Here is an 18898-nt window from a genome sequence, read left to right on the forward strand (position 1 = left end):
GGTCGGTCGTGACCACTAGGGTCACGGCATGGCCACGACCGCGCCGGCCCGCTGGGTCCGGTACCTGCCCGGCTGGTGGCGGCTGACGCACTACGAACGGCGCTGGCTGCGCGGCGACGTCGTCGCCGGCCTGGCGCTGGCTGCCTACCTGGTTCCGCAGGTGATGGCGTACGGCGAGCTGGCCGGCCTGTCCGCCGTCCAGGGGCTGTGGGCCTGCGTCGGCCCGCTACTGCTCTACGCGATCCTCGGATCGGCCCGGCAGCTCTCGGTCGGTCCGGAGTCGACCACGGCGCTGATGACCGCTGTCGGCATCGCCACGGTGACCAACGGCAACCAGGCTCTGGCGGCGACCGCGGCGGCGGCCCTGGCGATCGCGGTAGGCCTGGTCTGTCTGGTCGGCTGGCTGGCCCGGCTCGGCTACGTCGCCGATCTGCTCTCCAAGCCGGTGCTGATCGGCTACATGGTCGGGATCGCCGTGCTGATGATCGTCAGCCAGCTCGGCAAGGTCACGGGCATCGAGGTGCCATCGGGCTCGACGGCGGCCGAGATCGCCTACGTGATCACGCACCTGGACCAGACCCACCTGCCGACGCTCGTGCTCGGTGTGTCGGTGGTGATCGTGCTGCTGGTCGGCCAGGCGGTCCGGCCGAAGCTGCCCTGGGTGCTGATCGTGATGGTCGCCGCGGCGGCCGTCGTCACCTTGATCGGACCCGAACGGCTCGGCCTCGCGGTGGTCGGCCAGGTCCCCCGCGGGCTGCCGGTGCCGAGCCTCCCCGACGTTGCCGAGCTCGATCTGGGCTCGGTGCTGCTCACCGCTGTCGGCATCGCCGCGGTCGGCTTCACCGACAACGTGCTCACCGGTCGCGCGTTCGCGAGCCGGCAGGGCGAGCAGATCGACGCCTCCCAGGAACTGCTCGCCCTCGGCGCGGCCAACGTGTCCGCCGGTCTGTTCCAGGGCTTCCCGGTCAGCAGCAGCGGCAGCCGGACCGCGGTCGTGATCTCCAGCGGCGGACGTACCCAGGTGGCGGCGTTGGCCGCGCTCGTCGTCGTGCTGGCCACGTTGCTGTTCCTCGGGCCCGTGCTGGCGACGTTCCCGATGGCGGCCCTCGGCGGGGTCGTGGTGTACGCGGCCACTCGGCTGGTCGACGTCGCCGGCTTCCGCCGGTTGACCCACTTCCGCACAAGCGAGCTGGTGCTCGCCCTCGCCACGACCGTCGCCGTGCTGGCCTTCGACGTGCTCTACGGCGTCGCGATCGCGATCGGCCTCTCGGTGCTGAACCTGTTGCGCAAGATCGTCCGGCCGCACGACGGCATCCTCGGGTTCGCGCCCGGGGTGGCCGGGATGCACGACATCGACGACTATCCCGACGCCACCCAGGTCCCGGGTCTGCTGGTCTATCGCTACGACGCTCCGTTGTTCTTCGCCGACGCCAACAACTTCCGGACTCGTGCGCTGCGCTCGGTCGACGTGGTCGAGTCCGCCGGGGAGCCGGTGCGCTGGTTCGTCCTGAACGCGGAGGCCAACATCGAGATCGACTTCACCGCCGCCGAGACACTGGAGGAGCTGCGGCGCGAGCTCGCGGACCGCGGCATCGAGCTGGCGCTGGCCCGGGTGAAGTTCGACGTCCGCGGCGATCTGGAGCGGGCGGGACTGATCGCGGCGATCGGACCCGAGATGGTCTTCGCCACCCTGCCGACCGCGGTTCAGGCCTACCGCGACTGGGTCGCGTCCGCACCGTCGTCCGCGGCCGACACCGACCCGGCTTGAGCCGTGCCCCGCGGCGGCGGACTCAGCGTGAGCCGGCGGTGTACCCGTGCAGGAACTCCTCGAGCTCCCGGTCGATGCTCGCTCGCGCCTGCCGGGCGTACCACCACGCCTCCAGCTCGCGGCCGAGCCGATCGATCTTCGACCCGGGCTCCATCGCGGCCACCAGCAACCAGGCCGCACCCCACATCAGAGCTGTCGGAACGACGACCAAGACGATGATCAATGACACGATCAACATGAGCGTGTGTCTCTCCGTCGGCCTCCGGCCGACCCTCGCATCGGTGCCCGTCGCGCGGCCACCACTCGCACAACCGCACTGTCCTGCCTGAAGGGCCAGTCTAGCGCACTTTTGACACCGTTGTCAGCACGGCGAGGTCCGAGCTGTCAGGCTCTCAGCGCGCTATAGCGTGCTGAGAGCCTGACAACTCGCGGGAGGAGGGATGCGGAGCGGTCAGGCGTCGAGCCGGCCGACCGCGACGGTCACCTTCTGGCCGTCGCCGAGCTGGACGGTCTGTCCCGCGTCGACGTCGCTGATCTGGATCGACACCGCCAGCGTCTCGGTCTTGATCAGCTCCGCGTGCAGCTCAACCGCCTCCCGGGTGACGTCGCTGCCGCCCAACACGAGGGTGATCCGATCGCTCACGTCGAGCCCGGCGTCACGGCGAGCCTGCTGCACCGCCCGGATGACGTCGCGGGCCAGGCCCTCCGCCGCCAGCTCCGGAGTGACCCGGCAGTCCAAGATGACGAAGCCGCCGCCGGGCAGCATCGCCACCGCTCGCTGGTCGGCCGGATCGGCGTCGGCAACCACCGTCGACAGCGTGAACTCCCCCTCCACCAAGGCGATCCCGCCGGAGGCCACCGACCCGTCCGGCGCCACCGACCAGTCACCGGACTTGCTGCCCTTGATCGCGGTCTGGACGTCCCGTCCGAGCCGGGGACCGGCCGCCCGCGCGTTCACGGTGAGCATCTGCCGGACCCCGAAGGCGCCCTCGTCGGCCGAGGCCAGGTCGGTCAGCACGAGCGCCTTCACGTTCAGCTCGTCCTTGATCACCTCGGTCAGCTGCTCGAGGGCGGCAGCGTCCTCGACCACCACCGTCAGCGCGGGCAGCGGCAACCGGACCCGGAGCCCGTTGGCCTTGCGCAGCGAGGAGGCCACCGAGCAGACCTCACGCACCCGGTCCATCGCGGCCACCACCCCGGTGCCGACCTGGCCACCGTCGACGGGCTCCGACCAGGACGCCGGCTGCGGTCGCGCCGGCCAGTCGGTCAGGTGCACCGAGCGGCCGCCGGTCAGTCCCCGCCAGATCTCCTCCGCGGTCAGGGGCAGCAGCGGCGCGACCACGCGGGTGGTCTGCTCCAACACCGTGTAGAGGGTGTCGAAGGCGCCGAAGGAGTCCTCGGACTCGCCGTCCCAGAAGCGATCGCGCGATCGCCGGATGTACCAGTTCGACAGCACCTCGAGGAAGGAGCGGGTGGCGTCGCAGGCCGCGGCCACGTTCAAGGCCTCCAGCTCATCGCCGACGGTCTGGGTGAACTCGTCCAGCTTGGCCAGGATGTAGCTGTCCATCACGCTCGTCGCCGACACGTGACCAGCGACCTGCCGAGCCTCGTACCCCTCCCCGCCCCTGGCCGCATTCGCATAGAGGGTGAAGAAGTAGTACGCGTTCCACAGCGGGATCATCACCTGCCGGACGCCCTCGCGGATGCCCTGCTCGGTGACGATCAGGTTGCCGCCGCGCAGGATCGGCGACGACATCAGGAACCAGCGCATGGCGTCGGCGCCGTCTCGGTCGAAGACCTCGCGGACGTCGGGATAGTTGCGCAGCGACTTGCTCATCTTCTGCCCGTCGCTGCCCAGCACGATGCCGTGGCTGATGCAGTTGAGGAAGGCCGGCCGGTCGAACAGCGCGGTCGCCAGCACGTGCATCAGATAGAACCAGCCGCGGGTCTGCCCGATGTACTCCACGATGAAGTCGCCCGGGAAGTGGTGCTCGAACCAGTCGCGGTTCTCGAAGGGGTAGTGCACCTGGGCATACGGCATCGAGCCGGAGTCGAACCAGACGTCGAGGATGTCACTCACCCGGCGCATGGTCGAGCGGCCGGTCGGATCGTCCGGGTTCGGCCGGGTCAGCTCGTCGATGTAGGGCCGGTGCAGGTCGGTCACCGAGACGCCGAAGTCGGCCTCCAGCTCGGCGATCGAACCGTAGACGTCGGTCCGCGGGTAGGCCGGGTCGTCGCACTGCCAGATCGGGATCGGGCTGCCGAAGTAGCGGTTCCGGCTGATCGACCAGTCCCGGGCGTTGGCCAGCCACTTGCCGAACTGGCCGTCCTTGACGTGCTCGGGCACCCAGGTGATCTGCTGGTTCAGCTCGCCCATCCGGTCCTTGAACGTGGTGACGGCCACGAACCAACTGGCGACCGCCTTGTAGATCAGCGGGTTCTTGCAGCGCCAGCAGTGCGGATAGGAGTGGACGTACGACTCCTGCCGGAGCAGCACCGTGCCCTCGGTGACCGAGTGCCCGTCCCGATTGGAGGAGGATTGGCCGCGGGTGCGCGCCAACAGGTCGTCGATGATGTGCGGATTGGCGTCGAAGACGAGCATGCCCGCGTACTCGTCTACCGGCGCGGTGAAGCGGCCGTCGGGGCCGACCGGGAGGACCGCCGCGATCCCCTCGCGGTCGGTGACCATCATGTCCTCCTCGCCGAAGCCGCCGGCGGAGTGCACCAGGCCGGTGCCGTCATCGGTGGTGACGAAGTCGGCCTCCACCACCCGGTGGGCGTTCTCGTGGCCGAGATAGTACGAGAACGGCGGGGTGTAGTGCCGTCCGATCAGGTCGGCGCCGGTGAGCCGCTCGATGACGTGGGATTCGCAGTCCGCGTTCGGATCGCCGAACAGCTCACGCGCGTACGCACCCACCCGGGCCTCGGCGAGGACGTACCGCTCGGTGGTTCCGGTGTAGTCCGACTCCACCACCACGTAGTCGATGTCGGGCCGGACCATGATCGCCAGGTTGCTCGGCAGCGTCCACGGCGTGGTGGTCCAGATCAGCGCCAGCTCGCCGGTCTCCAGCCGCAGGCCGACCGTCACCGCGGGATCGGAACGATCTTGGTAAACCTCGTCGTCCATCCGCAGCTCGTGGTTGGACAGCGGGGTCTCGTCGTTCCAGCAGTACGGCAGCACCCGCAGGCCCTGATAAATCAGACCCTTCTCGTACAACGACTTGAAGGCCCACAGCACGCTCTCCATGAACGTGATGTCCAGGGTCTTGTAGTCGTTGTCGAAGTCCACCCAGCGCGCCTGCCGGGTGACGTAGGCCTGCCATTCCTCGGTATAGGTCAGCACCGACTCCCGGCAGGCGGCGTTGAACGCCTCGATGCCCATCGCCTCGATGTCGGCGACGGTCTTCAGGCCGAGCTGGGACATGGTCTCCAGCTCGGCCGGCAGGCCGTGGCAGTCCCAGCCGAACCGTCGCTCGACCCGCTTGCCGCGCATCGTCTGGAACCGGGGCACGATGTCCTTGACGTAGCCGGTCAGCAGGTGGCCGTAGTGCGGCAGACCGTTGGCGAACGGCGGCCCGTCGTAGAAGACGAACTCGTTCGAGCCGTTCTCCCCGGCCGGGTTCTTCGCTACCGAGGCGCGGAACGTGTCGTCGGCCTTCCAGAAGGCCAGCACCCGCTCCTCGATCTCGGGGAAGCTGGGGCTGGCCGGGACCCGCGGGACGGCAGGGGACGTACCCCCGGTCTCCGGGTCGGATCCGTCCTGAGCCGGTCGAAGGGCGGGCTCCGGCTCGGCCGGCACGCTCAGGCCGTCGGTGGTCGCCTTCGGATAGGTCATCTGGGGGCCTTCTCTCGTCAACTCGCGTCGTCTCCACAACGCGAGGACGATGTCACCACCGCGGTACCACCCCGCTTGCCGCCGGTCCGGCAGACCGGGCGACCTCTCGTTCGAGGACGATCACGGGTCCCACCCGTCCGGTTCTACTGAAGCTGGGCGCTCGTTCTTCCGGAGGCTCACCGGTGATGGCCGGATCACTGCCTGTGCGTCGATCCTAACGCGAGCCGCTGCCCGGATCATCCAGGTTGTTCCTGGACCGGCCCGCACGCGGAGCCGGTTCGACATCCCGCCGCGGACGGAAACTCGGGCCGCCACCCCCGCGCCGCGACCCGAGAACCCAGCCACGGACGGAAACTCCGGGCAGCGGCCACCGCGAGTCCCGAGAATCCGGCCACGGACGGAAGTCGTGGCCGGCGACCCCGGCACCTACCCCGAATACCCGGCCACGGGTGGCATTTCGACAGATCGAGCCGCGCGCGACGGGTCAGCCGGTGGGGACCAGCTGGAGTCGCTGGGTCACGGTCGGCTCGATCGCCTCCCGGGTGAACGGGAACGCGAGCAGTTGGTTGCCGACCCACAGCGGCAGCTGGTCGTCGTAGTTCGGGTGGTACGCGTGCCCGGAGTTGCCGCTCTGGTTGACCCACCGGGACTTGTCCAGATCGGACAGGTCGACCAGCATCCGCATGGTCGGGCCGTACGTCACGCCGTAGCCCTCGGTCAGGTCGAAGCCCATCGCGTTGACCACCCCCGGGCCACCGGGCACCGGGTCGTCGCCGCGGTTGAACAGTCGCTCGACGGGTGCGATGCCGCTGGTGCCGAGGGTCTGGTTCTTCAGCGTCACCCGATGGATCCGGCCCCAGGCCCACCCGCTGGTGTCCCGGGACATCAGCGAGGTCGCCTCCTTGCGGGCGTCGGTCATCGCCGCGAGCAGGATGTCGTCGCGGCGCTCGACCTTGTCCGGGGTGGAGGTGTCGTCCCACCAGCGGTTGCGCGGCTCCTTGAGCAGCGTCGCGACGACGGCGTACCACCGGTCGCCGCCGGTCGGCCACAGGTCCTGCGGCATCTCGTCGCGGAAGGTGCGTTTGAGGATGTCGTGGAAGACGATGTTGAAGTACGCGGCTGCGGCCGAGTCGCGGCCGGAACTGTAGTCCCAGCCGACCAGAGTCTGTTGGCCCTCCCGGATCCAGGGGTCGGAGACGTTCACCTTGAGCAGCACGGGCACCAGGTCGGCGGCGAACCGGATCGTGTCGTCGTAGAACAGGTTCTCCGCCTGCGCCGGGCTGAGCTTGCCCGCGTCCGCAATGGTGTCCCGCAGCTCCTGGCTGCGCCAGCCGTAGGAGTAGTCCGAGCCGATGTGGTGCGGATACTGGCGACCGATGATCTGCTGGTTCGCCGCCACGATGTAGCCGGCCGGCGGGTCGTAGACGTAGGGCAGCTGAGCGAACGGCACCAGCCCCTTCCAGTCGTACGCGGCGTCCCAGCCACGCGCCGGGGTCAGCCCGTTGCCGCGGTTGCGGTTCGGCACCGCACCCATCAGCTGGTAGCCGATGTGACCGGCGGTGTCGGCGTAGACGAGGTTCTGCGACGGCGCGGTGACCAGCGCCGCGCCCGCTCGGAACTGGGCGAAGTTCTTCGCCGCCGCGATCTGCATCAGCCCGTCCATCGACCGGCTGGGGGTCAGCGCGGTCCAGGCCAGGGCGACCGCGTACGCCGGCCGGCCGGCCGGCGTGGCGAGTTCGCCGACCTGACGCGCCGTCGGGTCGACGTCGGACAGCAATGGTCCGTGCTTGGTCGACCGGACGGTGATCGTCCGCGGGGTGTCCTCGCCGCGGACCCGGATCTGCTCGACCCGGGTGCTGAGCGGCTCGGTCCGGTCGCCGACCTGCACCGCGTTGCCGCTCACCCGCTCCAGGTAGAGGTCCTGGGCGTCGACATAGCTGGTGGTCAGCCCCCAGGAGATGTCGGCGTTGTGGCCGATCACGATCCCGGGGAGGCCGGCCATGCTATAGCCCGCGAGCTCGAACGGACAGTTCTGGCTGACCGTCCGGCAGTGCAGTCCGACCTGGGAGAACAGCGACGGGATGGAGGTCGTCACGTGCGGGTCGTTGCCGAGCAGCGGCTTGCCGGTCGTGGTCCGGCTGCCGGCGATCACCCACGAGTTGGAACCCAGCTCGCCGGTCAGGGCGCGCGGCTCCAGCCAGGGTTGCAGCGCGGCGCCGATGCCGGCCGTCGCGGCCGAGCCGGAGCCCTGCGGTGCCGCGATCGCGTTCGTCCTGCCGCGGAGTGATGTCGTGGGGCCGACCGGGGCCGGCCGGGCCCGGGCGGCGGACGCGCTCGGCTCGAACCGGCCGCCGACCACGGTGCCGCGCGTGACGATCGGGTCGAAGCCGTCCAGCGGATAGGGCGGGAACAGCTCCGCGGCCCGGCTCGGGCCGACCTTGGCGGACATGATCGCCAGCTCGGTCTCCTGGCTGAGGTTGGAGCCGAGATCCCAGGCCATCGCCTTCAGCCAGGCCAGCGAGTCCGCGGCGGTCCAGTCCTCGGGCGTGTAGTCCAGCCCCTGAAGCCCGAGCAGGCTGTATTCCAGCGACATCTCCGACGCGGAGCGACCGCGGAGGTAGGCATTGACGCCCGCCGCGTAGGCGTCCAGATAGCGGCGGGTGCTCGCCGACAGCAGCGGGAGCTCCTGCTCGGCCACCCGATGCCAGCCGAGGGTGCGGAGATAGCTGTCGGTCTCGACCTGGGACTTCCCGAACAGCTCCGAGAGCCGGCCGGCGGTGATGTGGCGGCGGACATCCATCTCGTAGAACCGGTCCTGAGCCTGGACGTACCCCTGCGCCTGGAACAGGTCCTCGGCGTCGTCGGCATAGATCTGCACCACGCCGTGGGCGTCGCGCAGCACCTCGACCGGCGCGTTCAGCCCGCCGAGGCCGAGTTGCCCGTCGGTAACGGGGAACGAGCGCCGCACGGTGGCGACGGACAGGCCGGCCAGGCCGGCCGCTGCGATGAGTACGACGACCACCGTGTAGATCGCCCACCGAGGAATCCGCCGCACCGGGTCAGCCTACGGCCGGCGGTCGGGCGGGCGAGGAATGCGGATGTCACGATTTGCGTTAGCAGTCGGTATCATCGAGTGCTAGCGAAGCTGCCTTCGTCCGCACTCGATCGGTCTTGCCCGGTCCGCGCCGTTCGTCTGAGGAGCACACGTGCCCACGTACCAGTACCGCTGCACCGAGTGCGGCCGCGAGCTCGAGGTCGTGCAGAAGTTCACCGACCCTACGCTCACTGAGTGCGAGGAGTGCCGGGGCGCGCTGCGAAAGGTCTACAACGCCGTCGGCGTGGTGTTCAAGGGCAGCGGCTTCTACCGCACCGACAGCCGCAAGGCTGACGGGGCCGCCGGTGGTACGCGCGCGGCCGAGAAGAGCTCGAGCGACAAGGCGTCCGGCGACAAGGGGTCCGGCGACAAGACGCCGGCCGGGTCCGGAACCGGATCGGGTGCCGGCAACGGCTCCGCCTCCGGGAGCTCCGGGACCGCCGCCGGATCGGCCGGCAAGACGACCGCGACCGCGTCGTCCACAGCCGCCTGACCCGCTGCGCGGCCTGTGGACAACTCCGCACGCCGCGATCTGGATCCTTAGTGTCCGGGCGTGACTCGCACGCCTTCGACCCGTCATCCCTTCCGCAGCCTGGCCCGCGCTGCCTCCTGGCACCGCCGCAAGCTCGCGGTGGTGGCCGCCGTCGCCGCGGTGCTGACCGGAATCAGCGCCGCCCGGCCGCCCGATCCTCCCGGCGTCGACGTGGTGCGCGCCACCCGAGAGATCGCGACCGGGGCCGTGGTGGCCCCGACCGACGTCCGGGTCGATCGCATACCGCGGTCCGCGGCGCCGGACGGGCCGCTGGATGACGTCGACGCGGTCGTCGGGCGCCCCGTGGCCGGCGCCGTCGCGCCCGGTCAGGTGCTCACCGCGCTCGACCTCGGCACGCCACGGGCCAGCCGGCCCGGGGCGGTCGTGGCGCCGCTGCGGCTGGCCGACGAGGAGGTGGCCGACCTGCTGCGGGTCGGCGATCGGGTGGACGTCATCGCTGCCGGCTCCGCCGGTTCGACCGGCACCGCGGACAAGGCCCGAGTGCTGGCCAGGGACCTGTTGGTGGTGGGCCTGCCGCGCCGCGGCGACGACGGGACAGTGGGATCCGGCGGCTCCGACGGTCCGCTGGTGCTGGTCGAGGTCGATCTGGCGACGGCCACCGCGCTGAGCGACGTTGCCGGCGACGGCCGGTTGAGCGTCGTGCTGCGATGACCCGCAGCCGCAGCCCGCCGGCCGGGCAGACGCCCGAAATCGTCACATCTGTCTGTTAGCGTCACGCATGTTCGCGCGCTCCACACTTCCGGGGCGACCAGACTGGAAGCGAGGATCATGAAGGGTTTCAAAGAGTTCTTGATGCGGGGCAACCTCATCGAGCTGGCCGTCGCGGTCATCATGGGCACCGCGTTCAACGCCGTGGTCAAGTCGTTCACCGACCTGCTGCTAGACATCCTCGGGCGGATCGGCGGTGTGCCCAACTTCAGCGGAGCGATCGTTCTCGGCATCAACCTCGGCAACTTCCTGTCGTCGGTCTTCGCCTTCGTGCTCACCGCCGTCGTGATCTATTTCGGCGTCGTCCTGCCGTACAACAAGCTCGCGGCGATCCGGAAGACCGACGAGCCGGACGTGGCGGCGTCGACCGAGGACCTGCTGGCCGAGATCCGCGATCTGCTCAAGGAGCAGAACGCGCGCGCCGGGGGCACACCTCCGCAGGTCTGATCGCCCGCCGGCGACGGGACCCGTCGCGGGGCACGCGGTGGGGCGCGCCGCGGGCACGCGGTGGGCGCACGCTTGGCGCGCGGGTACGCGAGACTCAGCCGTCGCGGAGCAGGACGTTGAGCCGAGCCGCCTGGCGGGTCAGGTGGTCGCGCTCGGCGACGTTCGGCGCTCGTCGGGCGGCCTCGGCATAGAGCCGGGCCGCGACGGACAGCTCGCCGCCCTTCTCGTGCAGATGGGCCGCCACCGCGGCATGCCGGGGAATCGACGGATCCACCGCCGCGAGCGCGGCCAGCCCGGCCCGGGCCCCGTCGGCCTCGCCGACGGCGACGCAGCGGTTGAGCCGGACCACCGGGGAGTCGGTGAGCCGGAGCAGCTCGTCGTACCACTCGACGATCTGCACCCAGTCGGTCTCGGCGGCGGTCGGCGCGTCGGCGTGCAGCGCCGCGATCGCCGCCTGGGCCTGGTAGGGACCGAGCTGGTCTCGCTGGAGGGCGGTCTGGAGCAGGTCGACGCCCTCCGCGATCTGGGCGGTGTGCCAGCGGGTGCGGTCCTGCTCGGCGAGCGGCACCAGCCGACCGTCGGCGTCGGTGCGCGCGTCACGCCGGGCATGATGCAGCAGCATCAGCGCCAGCAGGCCCGCGACCTCCGGTGATCCGGCCGAGCCCTCACCGACGAGCGCGGCGAGCTGCCGGGTCAGCCGGATGGCCTCGGCGGCCAGGTCGACGTCGCCGGAGTAGCCCTCGTTGAAGACGAGGTAGAGCGTGGTCAGCACGGCGCCGAGATCCCCTGCCCGGTCGAACCGGACGTCCGCGACGGTGCGCTTGGCCCGGCTGATCCGCTGTGCCATCGTCGCCTCCGGCACGAGATAGGCGGCGGCGATCTGCCGCGTGGTGAGCCCACCGACCGCCCGCAGAGTCAGCGCTACCGCCGAGGCTGGTGACAGTGCCGGGTGCGCGCAGCGCAGATACAGCTCCAGCGTGTCGTCGCCGCCGGCGACGGGCCCGGGCCGCGGTTCGGCGACGACCCGGTCCTCGCGCCCCCGCCGCGCGGTGTCGGCGCGGACCAGGTCGAGGAACTTCCGCCACGCGGCGGTGACCAGCCAGCCCTTCGGATCGCGGGGAGGATCGTCCGGCCAGGTCTGGACGGCCGAGATCAGTGCCTCCTGGACGGCGTCCTCAGCCGTCGCGAAGTCAGCTCCGCGACGGATGAGGACCGCCAGCACTGCGGGGGTGAGCTCTCGGAGCTCCGCGTCGCTCGGCAGGCTCACTCGTCGACCGGCGAGTGATCGCCGAGGAACGGCCGGACCTCCAGCCACTCATAGATCGGCTTGCCGTCCTTGCCCGGCGCCGCCGACAGCTCCCCGGCGAGCTCGATCGCCCGGTCGTAGGAGTCGACGTCGATCGCCATCCAGCCCGCGATCAGGTCCTTGGTCTCGGCGAACGGTCCGTCGGTGACCGGCGGGCGGCCGGCGCCGTCGTACCGGACGAACGTGCCGTCGGGCGACAGCGCCTGGCCGTCCACGAACTCCCCGCTCTGCTCCAGCTTGGCGGCGAAGTCGTTCATGTAGGCGATGTGCGCGTCGATCTCCGCGGGCGACCACTGCTCCATCGGGATGCCGACCAGATCCTCCGGGCCGGCGTTGCGACGGTAATGCTTCAGCAGCAGGTACTTGGCCATGATGATGCTCTCCTTCGTCGTGATGCGGCCTCGGTGGCCGCTCTCATTCCGGGGACGGAGCCGACCCGGCGTTCTCGACATGTCCGGCGAGAATTCTTCCGGACCGTCGTCGGCTCAGTGCCGGGGACGCAACCGCTGCACCGATGAAGGGATCGCCGTCCCCGCTCGCAGATCGGGCGCCGGCAGCACCCGCACCGGCCGGTCGCCGAACCGGAGGTGGCCGGCCCAGGCGTCGCCCGCGACGTCCTCGTCGGGGTCCTCCGGCCAGCCGTCGGAGACCCGCAGCGACCACTCGTCGATGGGCATCGCCAGCACCAGCGTGGCGGCGAGTTCCTTGGGACTGGAGCCGCGTACCTCGGGCGCCCGGCCGGGAATCAGCCGCTGGGTGAGGACGTCCAGCGCCTGGGATTTCTCCGCACCCGCCAGCGCCCGGAAGGACCCGAACAGCACGGCGCTGCGATACAGCAGCGAGGACTCGAACGCCGAGCGGGCCACCACGATCCCGTCGACCGCGGTGATCGCCACCGCGGCGGGAATCCCGGACACCAGCCGCATCCAGCGCGACCCGGTCGAGCCGTGCACGAGGATCCGGTCGTCCCAGCGAGCGACGGCGGTCGGGATCACGCCGGGCGATCCGTCCGCCTCCGCGAAGGCGATGTGCCCCACGATCGTCGCGTCCAGCAACCCGTCCAGTGCGGCCCGGTCGCTGGTCATCAGCTCGGGCAGACGGGTCGCGACGGTGCGGCTCATGGGTCCCAGTCTCGCCGACCCCTTCCCTCCCCCACCCCGTCCCCCGGAAACTGTGCACGTACGGCGATGTTGAAACGCCTCACAGGGCAACACGCGCACAGTTTCGCGGGGCTTGCGGGCTGCGGGCGCTCAGCTGCCGTGGTGCGGCGGAACGTCTCGGAGCAGCGCCTGCTCCGCCGCGTCGAGCCGGCGATCGCTCAACACCAGGCGGGGGCCGCCCTCGGCACCGAGCACTCGCCGCAACTCGCCGAGCGCGGCGGCGAACTGGGCCGCGCCGAGGCCCGCCCGCAGGTCGTCCGGGACGACGTACGGCCAACCACCGGCCCCGGCGCGCGCTCGGGCCACCGCGTCCAGCAGCCCCTGCCGCCCGCTCTCGTACCTGCGGTCGAGGTCGGCCATCAGCGCGGCCGGATCCGGTCGATCCTGGGTGCCCAGAGCGGGATCGACCCGGCCCAGCAGGGCGTAGCCGAGTGCCTGGTGCCAGCGCAGCCCGGCCTGCCGCGGCTCGACGCCGGGCGGAGTAGCTCGGTTGCTCACGGCCCCGATTCTGCCAACCTCGCGACGACGGGCACGACTGGCAGTGACGGGCAGGACGGGCACCCTCGCGAGCTCCGCCCCGCTCCATGGTGATCGCCACGACCCGGACGCCGTCAGCCGGGGGCCGGGACGGCAGGACCGCGGCCGCACCCGTGGCCGCGGTCCCGATCCTCGCTGGTCGTCGCCGACGCTACGACCCTTCCTGCACCAGATGGATCTCGTCCGCGACCAGGCCATGTGCCTCGCGGTGTACGTCCGCCGCGGCCTCCGCGCTGGGCGCGTCGACCAGGCAGAACACCTTGCCCGCCCCCTCGTCCACCCAGTAGCGCAGGTAGCTCACCCCGTACCGGTCCTGAGTCCTCAGGTCCGCCTCGTGCGCACCGGCGACGTCGTCGAAGGTCGCGCCCTCGGGCAAGGTGTGGTGCACATCCATGAAAAGCGGCATCTCGCCGTCCCTTCCGTCGGTGCCGGACGCCTCTCGTCCGGACGTCGACGACGCTAGGTGGCGGCCGTTTGGAGTGGCGTTTGTGCCGCATCCGCGCGGGCCTCGCGCGGATCGCGGACGTACGGGACGACCCGCTCGGCGAGGTCGGGCAGCGGACCGAGCGCCGCCAGCCAGCGGGCCTCCTCGACCACCCGGCGGTCGGCGCCGTCGGTCAGCTCGACCAGGTCGGTCAGGATGACCGCCCGCACCCAGGGATAGACGTCGGTGTACCGGCGACAGCAGGACAGCGCGTCGTGCAGCAGGCCGGCAGCCGCGTCCCGGTCGGCCGGCGCCCGGACCAGGCCGAGCCCGCGGAGGGCGAGCGCCTCGTAGCACGGGTCGCCGATCTCGGTGGAGAAGGTGAGTGCCTCGGAGAACCTGTGCGCCGCGGTGCCGTGGTCCCCGGCGACGAGCGCGCAGTCGGCGAGCACTAGCAGTGGCCAGGGCAGCGCCGCCCGCCAGCCGCCGCGGCGGACGTGGTCGAGGCCGGCCTCCGCGATGACGGCCGCACCGGCCGGGTCACCGGAGCGTTCGATCGCCCGGGCGAGCATCCCCTCGGCATACCCCTGCCAGCCCCGCTGTTTGGCGGCCACGAACCCGGCGATCGCCGCCTCCAGGGTGACCGTCGCCCGGTCGTAGATGCAGCGGTCGGACAGGCACATGCCGAGGTAGGTCTGCGCCTTTGCCGCCCGCACCAGTTGGCCGGCGGCGAGGGCGTGCTCGATCGAGCGGGCCAGCACCGGCTCGGCGAGGGCCCCGGTGCCGTCCATCGCGAACACGAACCCCATCTCGCACTCCACCTCGGCCAGCGCGGCCAGGTCGTCCAGGTCGCCGGCGAGCTGGAGCGCACGGCTGAGCAGGCCCTTCGCCTCCTGATCCCGGCCGCGGTGGGTGTGGATCAGGGTGCGGGCGAGCAGCAGCAGGGCGGACAGCTCCAGCTCGGGGTCGCCGAGTGCCAGCGCGACATCGGCGGCCCGGCGGGACGTTTCGACCGCCCGATCCAGCTCACCGGCCCGCAGCCGAGCGGCGGCCGACTCCAGCAGCGCCGGCGCGGACACGCTCGCCGGCACCGAGGACGGCATCCGGGGCCGATCCAGCGGACGACGGACGAACTCCGCCGGTGGCACCCCCAGCTCGGCTCGGAACCGCTGCTCGATGACCGCGAAACGCTGCCGGGCGACCGGCGCATTGCCACTTTGCACCAGCAGGTCGAGCAGCAGCTCGTTCGACGTCTCGCAGAACGGGTCGAACAGCAGCGCACGCTCGGTGATCCGCAGCGCGCGGGCCGGGTCGGACGTCCCCAGCCGCGCGCCGATCCACCACAGTGCCTCCGCGATCACGTCGTGCACCCGGGTGCGCTGCAGCGACAACCACAGCTCGTACGCCGGCGCGTCGGCGAAGTCCATGCCCTCCAGCAGCTCGCCACGCACCAGCCGTTCGATCGTGTCGACGTCGTCGGGCACGGCGAGCAGCTCGAGCAGGTCCACCCGCACGGCATCGGTCAGCCGCAGCTCCAACCGGCCGTCCTGTTCGACGATCGTCGCCTCCGGCTCGACCGCCCGCCGGACCTGGTGCAGCAGCCAGCGCAGCGCGGCGAGCGGGTCGTTCGCCTCCGGCACCAGGCGGGCGGCGACGGCGCGGCGGGTCGGCTCCGGCTCGAGCAGCATAAGGGCGAGCAGTCCCCAGGGCTTCCGCCCGCTGAGCGGCACGGCGACCCCGTCCCGGGTGATCGCCGACTGCCCCAGCAGCTGCAGCTCGAGCGCCATTCCACGAGCATAGGGCGGCCCGGGCGCTCGTCAATTGGGTCGCGGACGGCGCACCGCCCGCTCTACTCTCGTCGCTTGTGGAGATCCGAGAGCTGACCGCCGACGCCCTGGCCGACGACGACGTGGTGCGCCAGTTGTACGAGGTCTCCCGCCGGGCACAGCTGTTCGGCCGGGAGAGCCAGCCGTTCTGGAGCTTCCAGGAGTTCGCCGGCGCGCTGCGGTCGACCGACATCGGCGAGCGGCAGGAGGTCTTCGCCGCGTACGACGGCGACCGGCTGGTCGCGGGCGCGATCTTGTGGTCCTTCCTGCTGGACAACACCGAGAAGGCATGGTTCGAGCTGAGTGTCGACGTGCCCGACCGCCGGCGCGGAATCGGCCGGGCGCTGGCGACCCGGCTGGAGGAGCTGGCCCGGGCCGACGGCCGGACCCTGATCCTGAGCGACGCCAAGCTGCCGTTCGACGACCGCGAGGCGCACGGCTATCGGCGATTCGCCGAGGCCTGCGGCTATCAGCTGTCCAACTACGAGGTGGTGCGGCACCTGCCGCTGCCGGTGCCGGACGACCGGATCGAGGAGTGGATCGCCGAGGCGACGCCCCGGCTCGAGGGCTACACCCTGCACACCTACGTCGACGAGATGCCGGCCGACCTGGTCGAGTCGCTGTGTGTGCTGCTGGGCCAGCTCGGCGTCGACGCCCCGACCGGTGCGGTCGACTTCGAGGAGGAGGCGATGACGCCGGAGCGGTTCGCCGAGATGCTGGAGCGCGACACGGCGATGGGCCGGTCCCGGTTCGAGACCGTGGCGCTGACGCCGGATCGCCAGGTGGTCGCCCAGTCGACCTTGTCGGTCCCGCGCAGCGGCGGCACCGAGGTCTTCCAGTGGGGCACCTTCGTGCACCGCCAGCACCGCGGCCACAAACTCGGCCTCGCCGCCAAGGCGGTCAACCTGCGGGCGGTCCAGTCCTTCCGCGACGATCTGACCCTGGTCACCACCCAGAACGCGGAGACCAACGGCTACATGGTCTCGATCAACGAACGGATGGGCTTCCGTCCGGTCGAGGTCTCCGCGGAGTTCGTCAAACACCTGTGAGCCAGGTCTCGCATAGCCGGGAAATACATTCAGGTTGTTGATGGTTCAACCGAATGTGACCGAACTCCTCCACTCCGATATCGATCTGACCTCCTACGAGGCCGACTTCGGCGACCTTGCTCTCTCTGCCGATGCCCAGGACCTGCTCTTCCGCGAGGCGCACACCGCGTACGCCTTCACCGACGAGCCGGTGACCGACGAGCAGCTCCGGGCCGTGTACGACCTGGTCAAGTGGGCCCCGACTGCCATGAACAGCCAGCCGCTCCGGGTCGTCCTGGTCCGCAGCCCCGAGGCGCGCGAGCGACTCGTCCGGCACATGGGCGGCAACAACCAGGCCCGCGTCGCCGCCGCGCCGGTGACCGCGATCCTGGCCGCCGACGTGGACTTCCACGACGAACTGCACCGGACCTTTCCGGTCTTCCCCGGCGCCCGCGAATTGTTCACCGGTGACGATCTCGCTCGCGAGCGCAGCGCCCGGTTCAGCGCCGGGCTGCAGGCCGCGTACTTCCTGGTGGGTATCCGCGCCGCCGGTCTCGGCGCCGGCCCGATGACCGGGTTCGACGCCGCCGGGATCGACGCCGAGTTCTTCCCCGACGGCGCGCACCGGACCTTGATGGTCGTCAACATCGGGCGGACGGCCGCCGACGGCGGCAACCGCCCCCGGCTCCCCCGGCTGGACTACACCGACGTCGTCGAGACCGTCTGAGTCTGCGCGATCTGTGCGCTGAGCCTGTCGAAGCGCCCTTCGACAGGCTCAGGGCACGTGGTCGTCAGAGCAGGGTCGTGCCCGAGGCGACGGTCCGGGGCTCACCCGGGTCGTCGAGGCTGACCGCGCCGACCACCTTGACGTCGTCGGCGAAGGTCCAGTCGCCCTTGACCGCGAGCCCCGTCGCCTCCTTCAGCGAGGGCGCGCCATCGGGGAAGCGGTCCTCGAACTTGCCGATCGTCTTGTAGTACTTCGAGTCCAGCTCGATCAGCGGCGCCGACTCGACGACCTTGGTCAGCCGCCCGTCGGCACCGACCTCGTACACGTCGGAGCGGAGCAGCAGCAGGTCGCTGGTGGTCTTCACCGGGAGGAAGCGCTCTCGGCCGACGCCGATCGCGGTGGCACCGGGGAAGACCTCGATCGCGGCGCCCATCGCGCTCTCGATCTGGATCACGTTCGGCGAGGACGAGTCCGCCGGATCGACGGTCTTCTCGTTCTTGATCAGCGGCAGCCCCAACACCGAGTTGCGCTCCTTCAGCGTCCGCGACAACACCTCCAGGTCGAACCAGAGGTTGTTGGTGTGGAAGAAGGGGTGCCGGAACTCGTCGGTGAAGAAGTGCATCTCGTCCTCGGCCGTCTGCGCCGTGTCGCGGAGGATCAGCTGCTGGTCGGCCTTCCGGATGGCGAGATGACCGCCCTTGCGGTCGGCGGCGGTCCGCTTGCAGATCTCCGCGGCGTACGGCGCGCCGCTGGCGGCGAACCAGCCGGCGATGGTCGCATCCGGCGCGGCGCCCAGGTTGTCGGAGTTGGAGACGCTGGCATAGCGATAGCCCTGCTCCAGCAGCCGGTCCAAGATGCCGGAGCCCTCGAGCGCGGTGTAGAGGTCGCCGTGGCCGGGCGGGCACCACTCCAGCGTCGGGTCGGCCGGCCACTCGACCGGAGTCAGGTCCTCGGCCAGCAGCTTCGGCTCGGAGTTCTGCAGGAAGTCCAGCCCGAGGCCGTCGACCTCGATGTCCGGGTACGGTGCGAGGGCGGCCAGGGTGTCGTCCTGGGTGCGAAAGCTGTTCATGAACAGCAGCGGCAGCTTCGCGCCATAGCTCTCCCGCGCGGCCAGCACCTGGGCCACGATCAGGTCGAGGAACGTCTTGCCGCTGCGCACCGGCAGCAGGGACTTGGCCTTGTCCATCCCCATCGACGTGCCGAGACCGCCGTTGAGCTTGATGATCACCGTCTTGGCCAGCGCGGCCCGGGCATCGTCGTCGGAGATCTCCACATCGGCCAGCAGGTCCGGCGAGGTCAGCGGCTCGATCGAGTCCTCGGCGATGAAGCCGGTGACGCCCTCCTCCAACTGGTGGTAGTAGTGGCTGAACACCTCGATCGCCTGCGGTGCCACCCCGGCCGCCGTCATCTTGTCCCGGGCTGCTTGCAGTCCTGATTCGCTCATGGCCGCATCGTAGGGGAGAGCTGTGACCGCCCGGTGACCTG

The 18898-nt window shown here is 70.7% G+C and carries 16 protein-coding genes; 6 read left to right on the top strand and 10 right to left on the bottom strand.

Going from position 1 to position 18898, the window contains the following annotated elements; genetic code table 11:
* Nucleotides 1-28 precede the first annotated feature (28 nt).
* A complete protein-coding gene (locus ABD747_RS24435; RefSeq protein WP_344809616.1) occupies nt 29-1768 on the top strand; it encodes a SulP family inorganic anion transporter in 1740 nt (579 codons plus the stop codon).
* Between the two features lie 22 nt (nt 1769-1790).
* Here ABD747_RS24435 and ABD747_RS24440 read toward each other — a convergent pair whose 3' ends face one another.
* The 3 genes from ABD747_RS24440 to ABD747_RS24450 all read right to left on the bottom strand — a co-directional run bounded on the left by ABD747_RS24440 (nt 1791) and on the right by ABD747_RS24450 (nt 8658).
* Nucleotides 1791-2006, bottom strand: coding sequence for a hypothetical protein (locus ABD747_RS24440; protein ID WP_344809618.1), 216 nt, complete (start codon nt 2004-2006; stop codon nt 1791-1793).
* A 213-nt stretch (nt 2007-2219) separates the two neighbouring features.
* Nucleotides 2220-5603, bottom strand: a complete 3384-nt coding sequence (ileS, locus tag ABD747_RS24445) for an isoleucine--tRNA ligase (protein WP_344809620.1) — start codon at nt 5601-5603, stop codon at nt 2220-2222.
* Nucleotides 5604-6087: 484 nt separating this feature from the next.
* Nucleotides 6088-8658: a penicillin acylase family protein gene (locus ABD747_RS24450; RefSeq protein ID WP_344809622.1), complete on the bottom strand. Its 2571-nt coding sequence runs from the start codon at nt 8656-8658 to the stop codon at nt 6088-6090.
* Between the two features lie 151 nt (nt 8659-8809).
* Between ABD747_RS24450 and ABD747_RS24455 the strand changes: the two genes are divergently transcribed.
* The 3 genes from ABD747_RS24455 to mscL all read left to right on the top strand — a co-directional run bounded on the left by ABD747_RS24455 (nt 8810) and on the right by mscL (nt 10405).
* On the top strand, nt 8810-9190 hold the full coding sequence (locus tag ABD747_RS24455; RefSeq protein WP_344809624.1) for an FmdB family zinc ribbon protein: 381 nt from the start codon (nt 8810-8812) through the stop codon (nt 9188-9190).
* A gap of 60 nt (nt 9191-9250) precedes the next feature.
* Nucleotides 9251-9901, top strand: coding sequence for an SAF domain-containing protein (locus ABD747_RS24460; RefSeq protein ID WP_344809626.1), 651 nt, complete (start codon nt 9251-9253; stop codon nt 9899-9901).
* A gap of 117 nt (nt 9902-10018) precedes the next feature.
* Nucleotides 10019-10405, top strand: coding sequence for a large conductance mechanosensitive channel protein MscL (gene mscL / locus ABD747_RS24465; RefSeq protein ID WP_344809628.1), 387 nt, complete (start codon nt 10019-10021; stop codon nt 10403-10405).
* A 94-nt stretch (nt 10406-10499) separates the two neighbouring features.
* On the opposite strand, the gene ABD747_RS24470 is transcribed toward mscL, so the two are convergent.
* From ABD747_RS24470 to ABD747_RS24495, 6 genes are all read right to left on the bottom strand, one after another.
* Nucleotides 10500-11672, bottom strand: a complete 1173-nt coding sequence (locus ABD747_RS24470) for an RNA polymerase sigma factor (protein ID WP_344809630.1) — start codon at nt 11670-11672, stop codon at nt 10500-10502.
* The gene (locus ABD747_RS24475; RefSeq protein WP_344809632.1) at nt 11669-12082 is read right to left on the bottom strand and encodes a YciI family protein; all 414 of its coding nucleotides are present in this window, start codon (nt 12080-12082) and stop codon (nt 11669-11671) included. The genes ABD747_RS24470 and ABD747_RS24475 overlap by 4 nt, the downstream gene beginning before the upstream one ends.
* A 114-nt stretch (nt 12083-12196) precedes the next feature.
* Nucleotides 12197-12832: a pyridoxamine 5'-phosphate oxidase family protein gene (locus tag ABD747_RS24480; protein WP_344809635.1), complete on the bottom strand. Its 636-nt coding sequence runs from the start codon at nt 12830-12832 to the stop codon at nt 12197-12199.
* Nucleotides 12833-12961: 129 nt separating this feature from the next.
* Nucleotides 12962-13369, bottom strand: a complete 408-nt coding sequence (locus ABD747_RS24485; RefSeq protein WP_344809637.1) for a hypothetical protein — start codon at nt 13367-13369, stop codon at nt 12962-12964.
* A 190-nt stretch (nt 13370-13559) separates the two neighbouring features.
* Nucleotides 13560-13814 (bottom strand): DUF4242 domain-containing protein, encoded by a 255-nt coding sequence (locus tag ABD747_RS24490; RefSeq protein WP_344809639.1) that lies wholly within the window; start codon nt 13812-13814, stop codon nt 13560-13562.
* A 53-nt stretch (nt 13815-13867) separates the two neighbouring features.
* The gene (locus tag ABD747_RS24495; RefSeq protein WP_344809641.1) at nt 13868-15619 is read right to left on the bottom strand and encodes a hypothetical protein; all 1752 of its coding nucleotides are present in this window, start codon (nt 15617-15619) and stop codon (nt 13868-13870) included.
* Nucleotides 15620-15696: 77 nt separating this feature from the next.
* On the opposite strand from ABD747_RS24495, the gene ABD747_RS24500 reads away from it, so the two are divergent.
* Complete coding sequence (locus ABD747_RS24500; protein WP_344809643.1) at nt 15697-16707, top strand: GNAT family N-acetyltransferase; 1011 nt, start codon at nt 15697-15699, stop codon at nt 16705-16707.
* 55 nt (nt 16708-16762) lie between these two features.
* Nucleotides 16763-17413, top strand: a complete 651-nt coding sequence (locus tag ABD747_RS24505) for a malonic semialdehyde reductase (RefSeq protein ID WP_344809645.1) — start codon at nt 16763-16765, stop codon at nt 17411-17413.
* Nucleotides 17414-17477: 64 nt separating this feature from the next.
* Here ABD747_RS24505 and ABD747_RS24510 read toward each other — a convergent pair whose 3' ends face one another.
* Nucleotides 17478-18857 carry a UTP--glucose-1-phosphate uridylyltransferase gene (locus tag ABD747_RS24510; protein WP_344809647.1) on the bottom strand — a complete coding sequence of 460 codons (1380 nt, stop codon included), beginning with the start codon at nt 18855-18857 and terminating at the stop codon, nt 17478-17480.
* Nucleotides 18858-18898 lie beyond the last annotated feature (41 nt).

It is taken from the genome of Microlunatus ginsengisoli, from assembly GCF_039537205.1.
GTDB lineage: Bacteria > Actinomycetota > Actinomycetes > Propionibacteriales > Propionibacteriaceae > Microlunatus > Microlunatus ginsengisoli.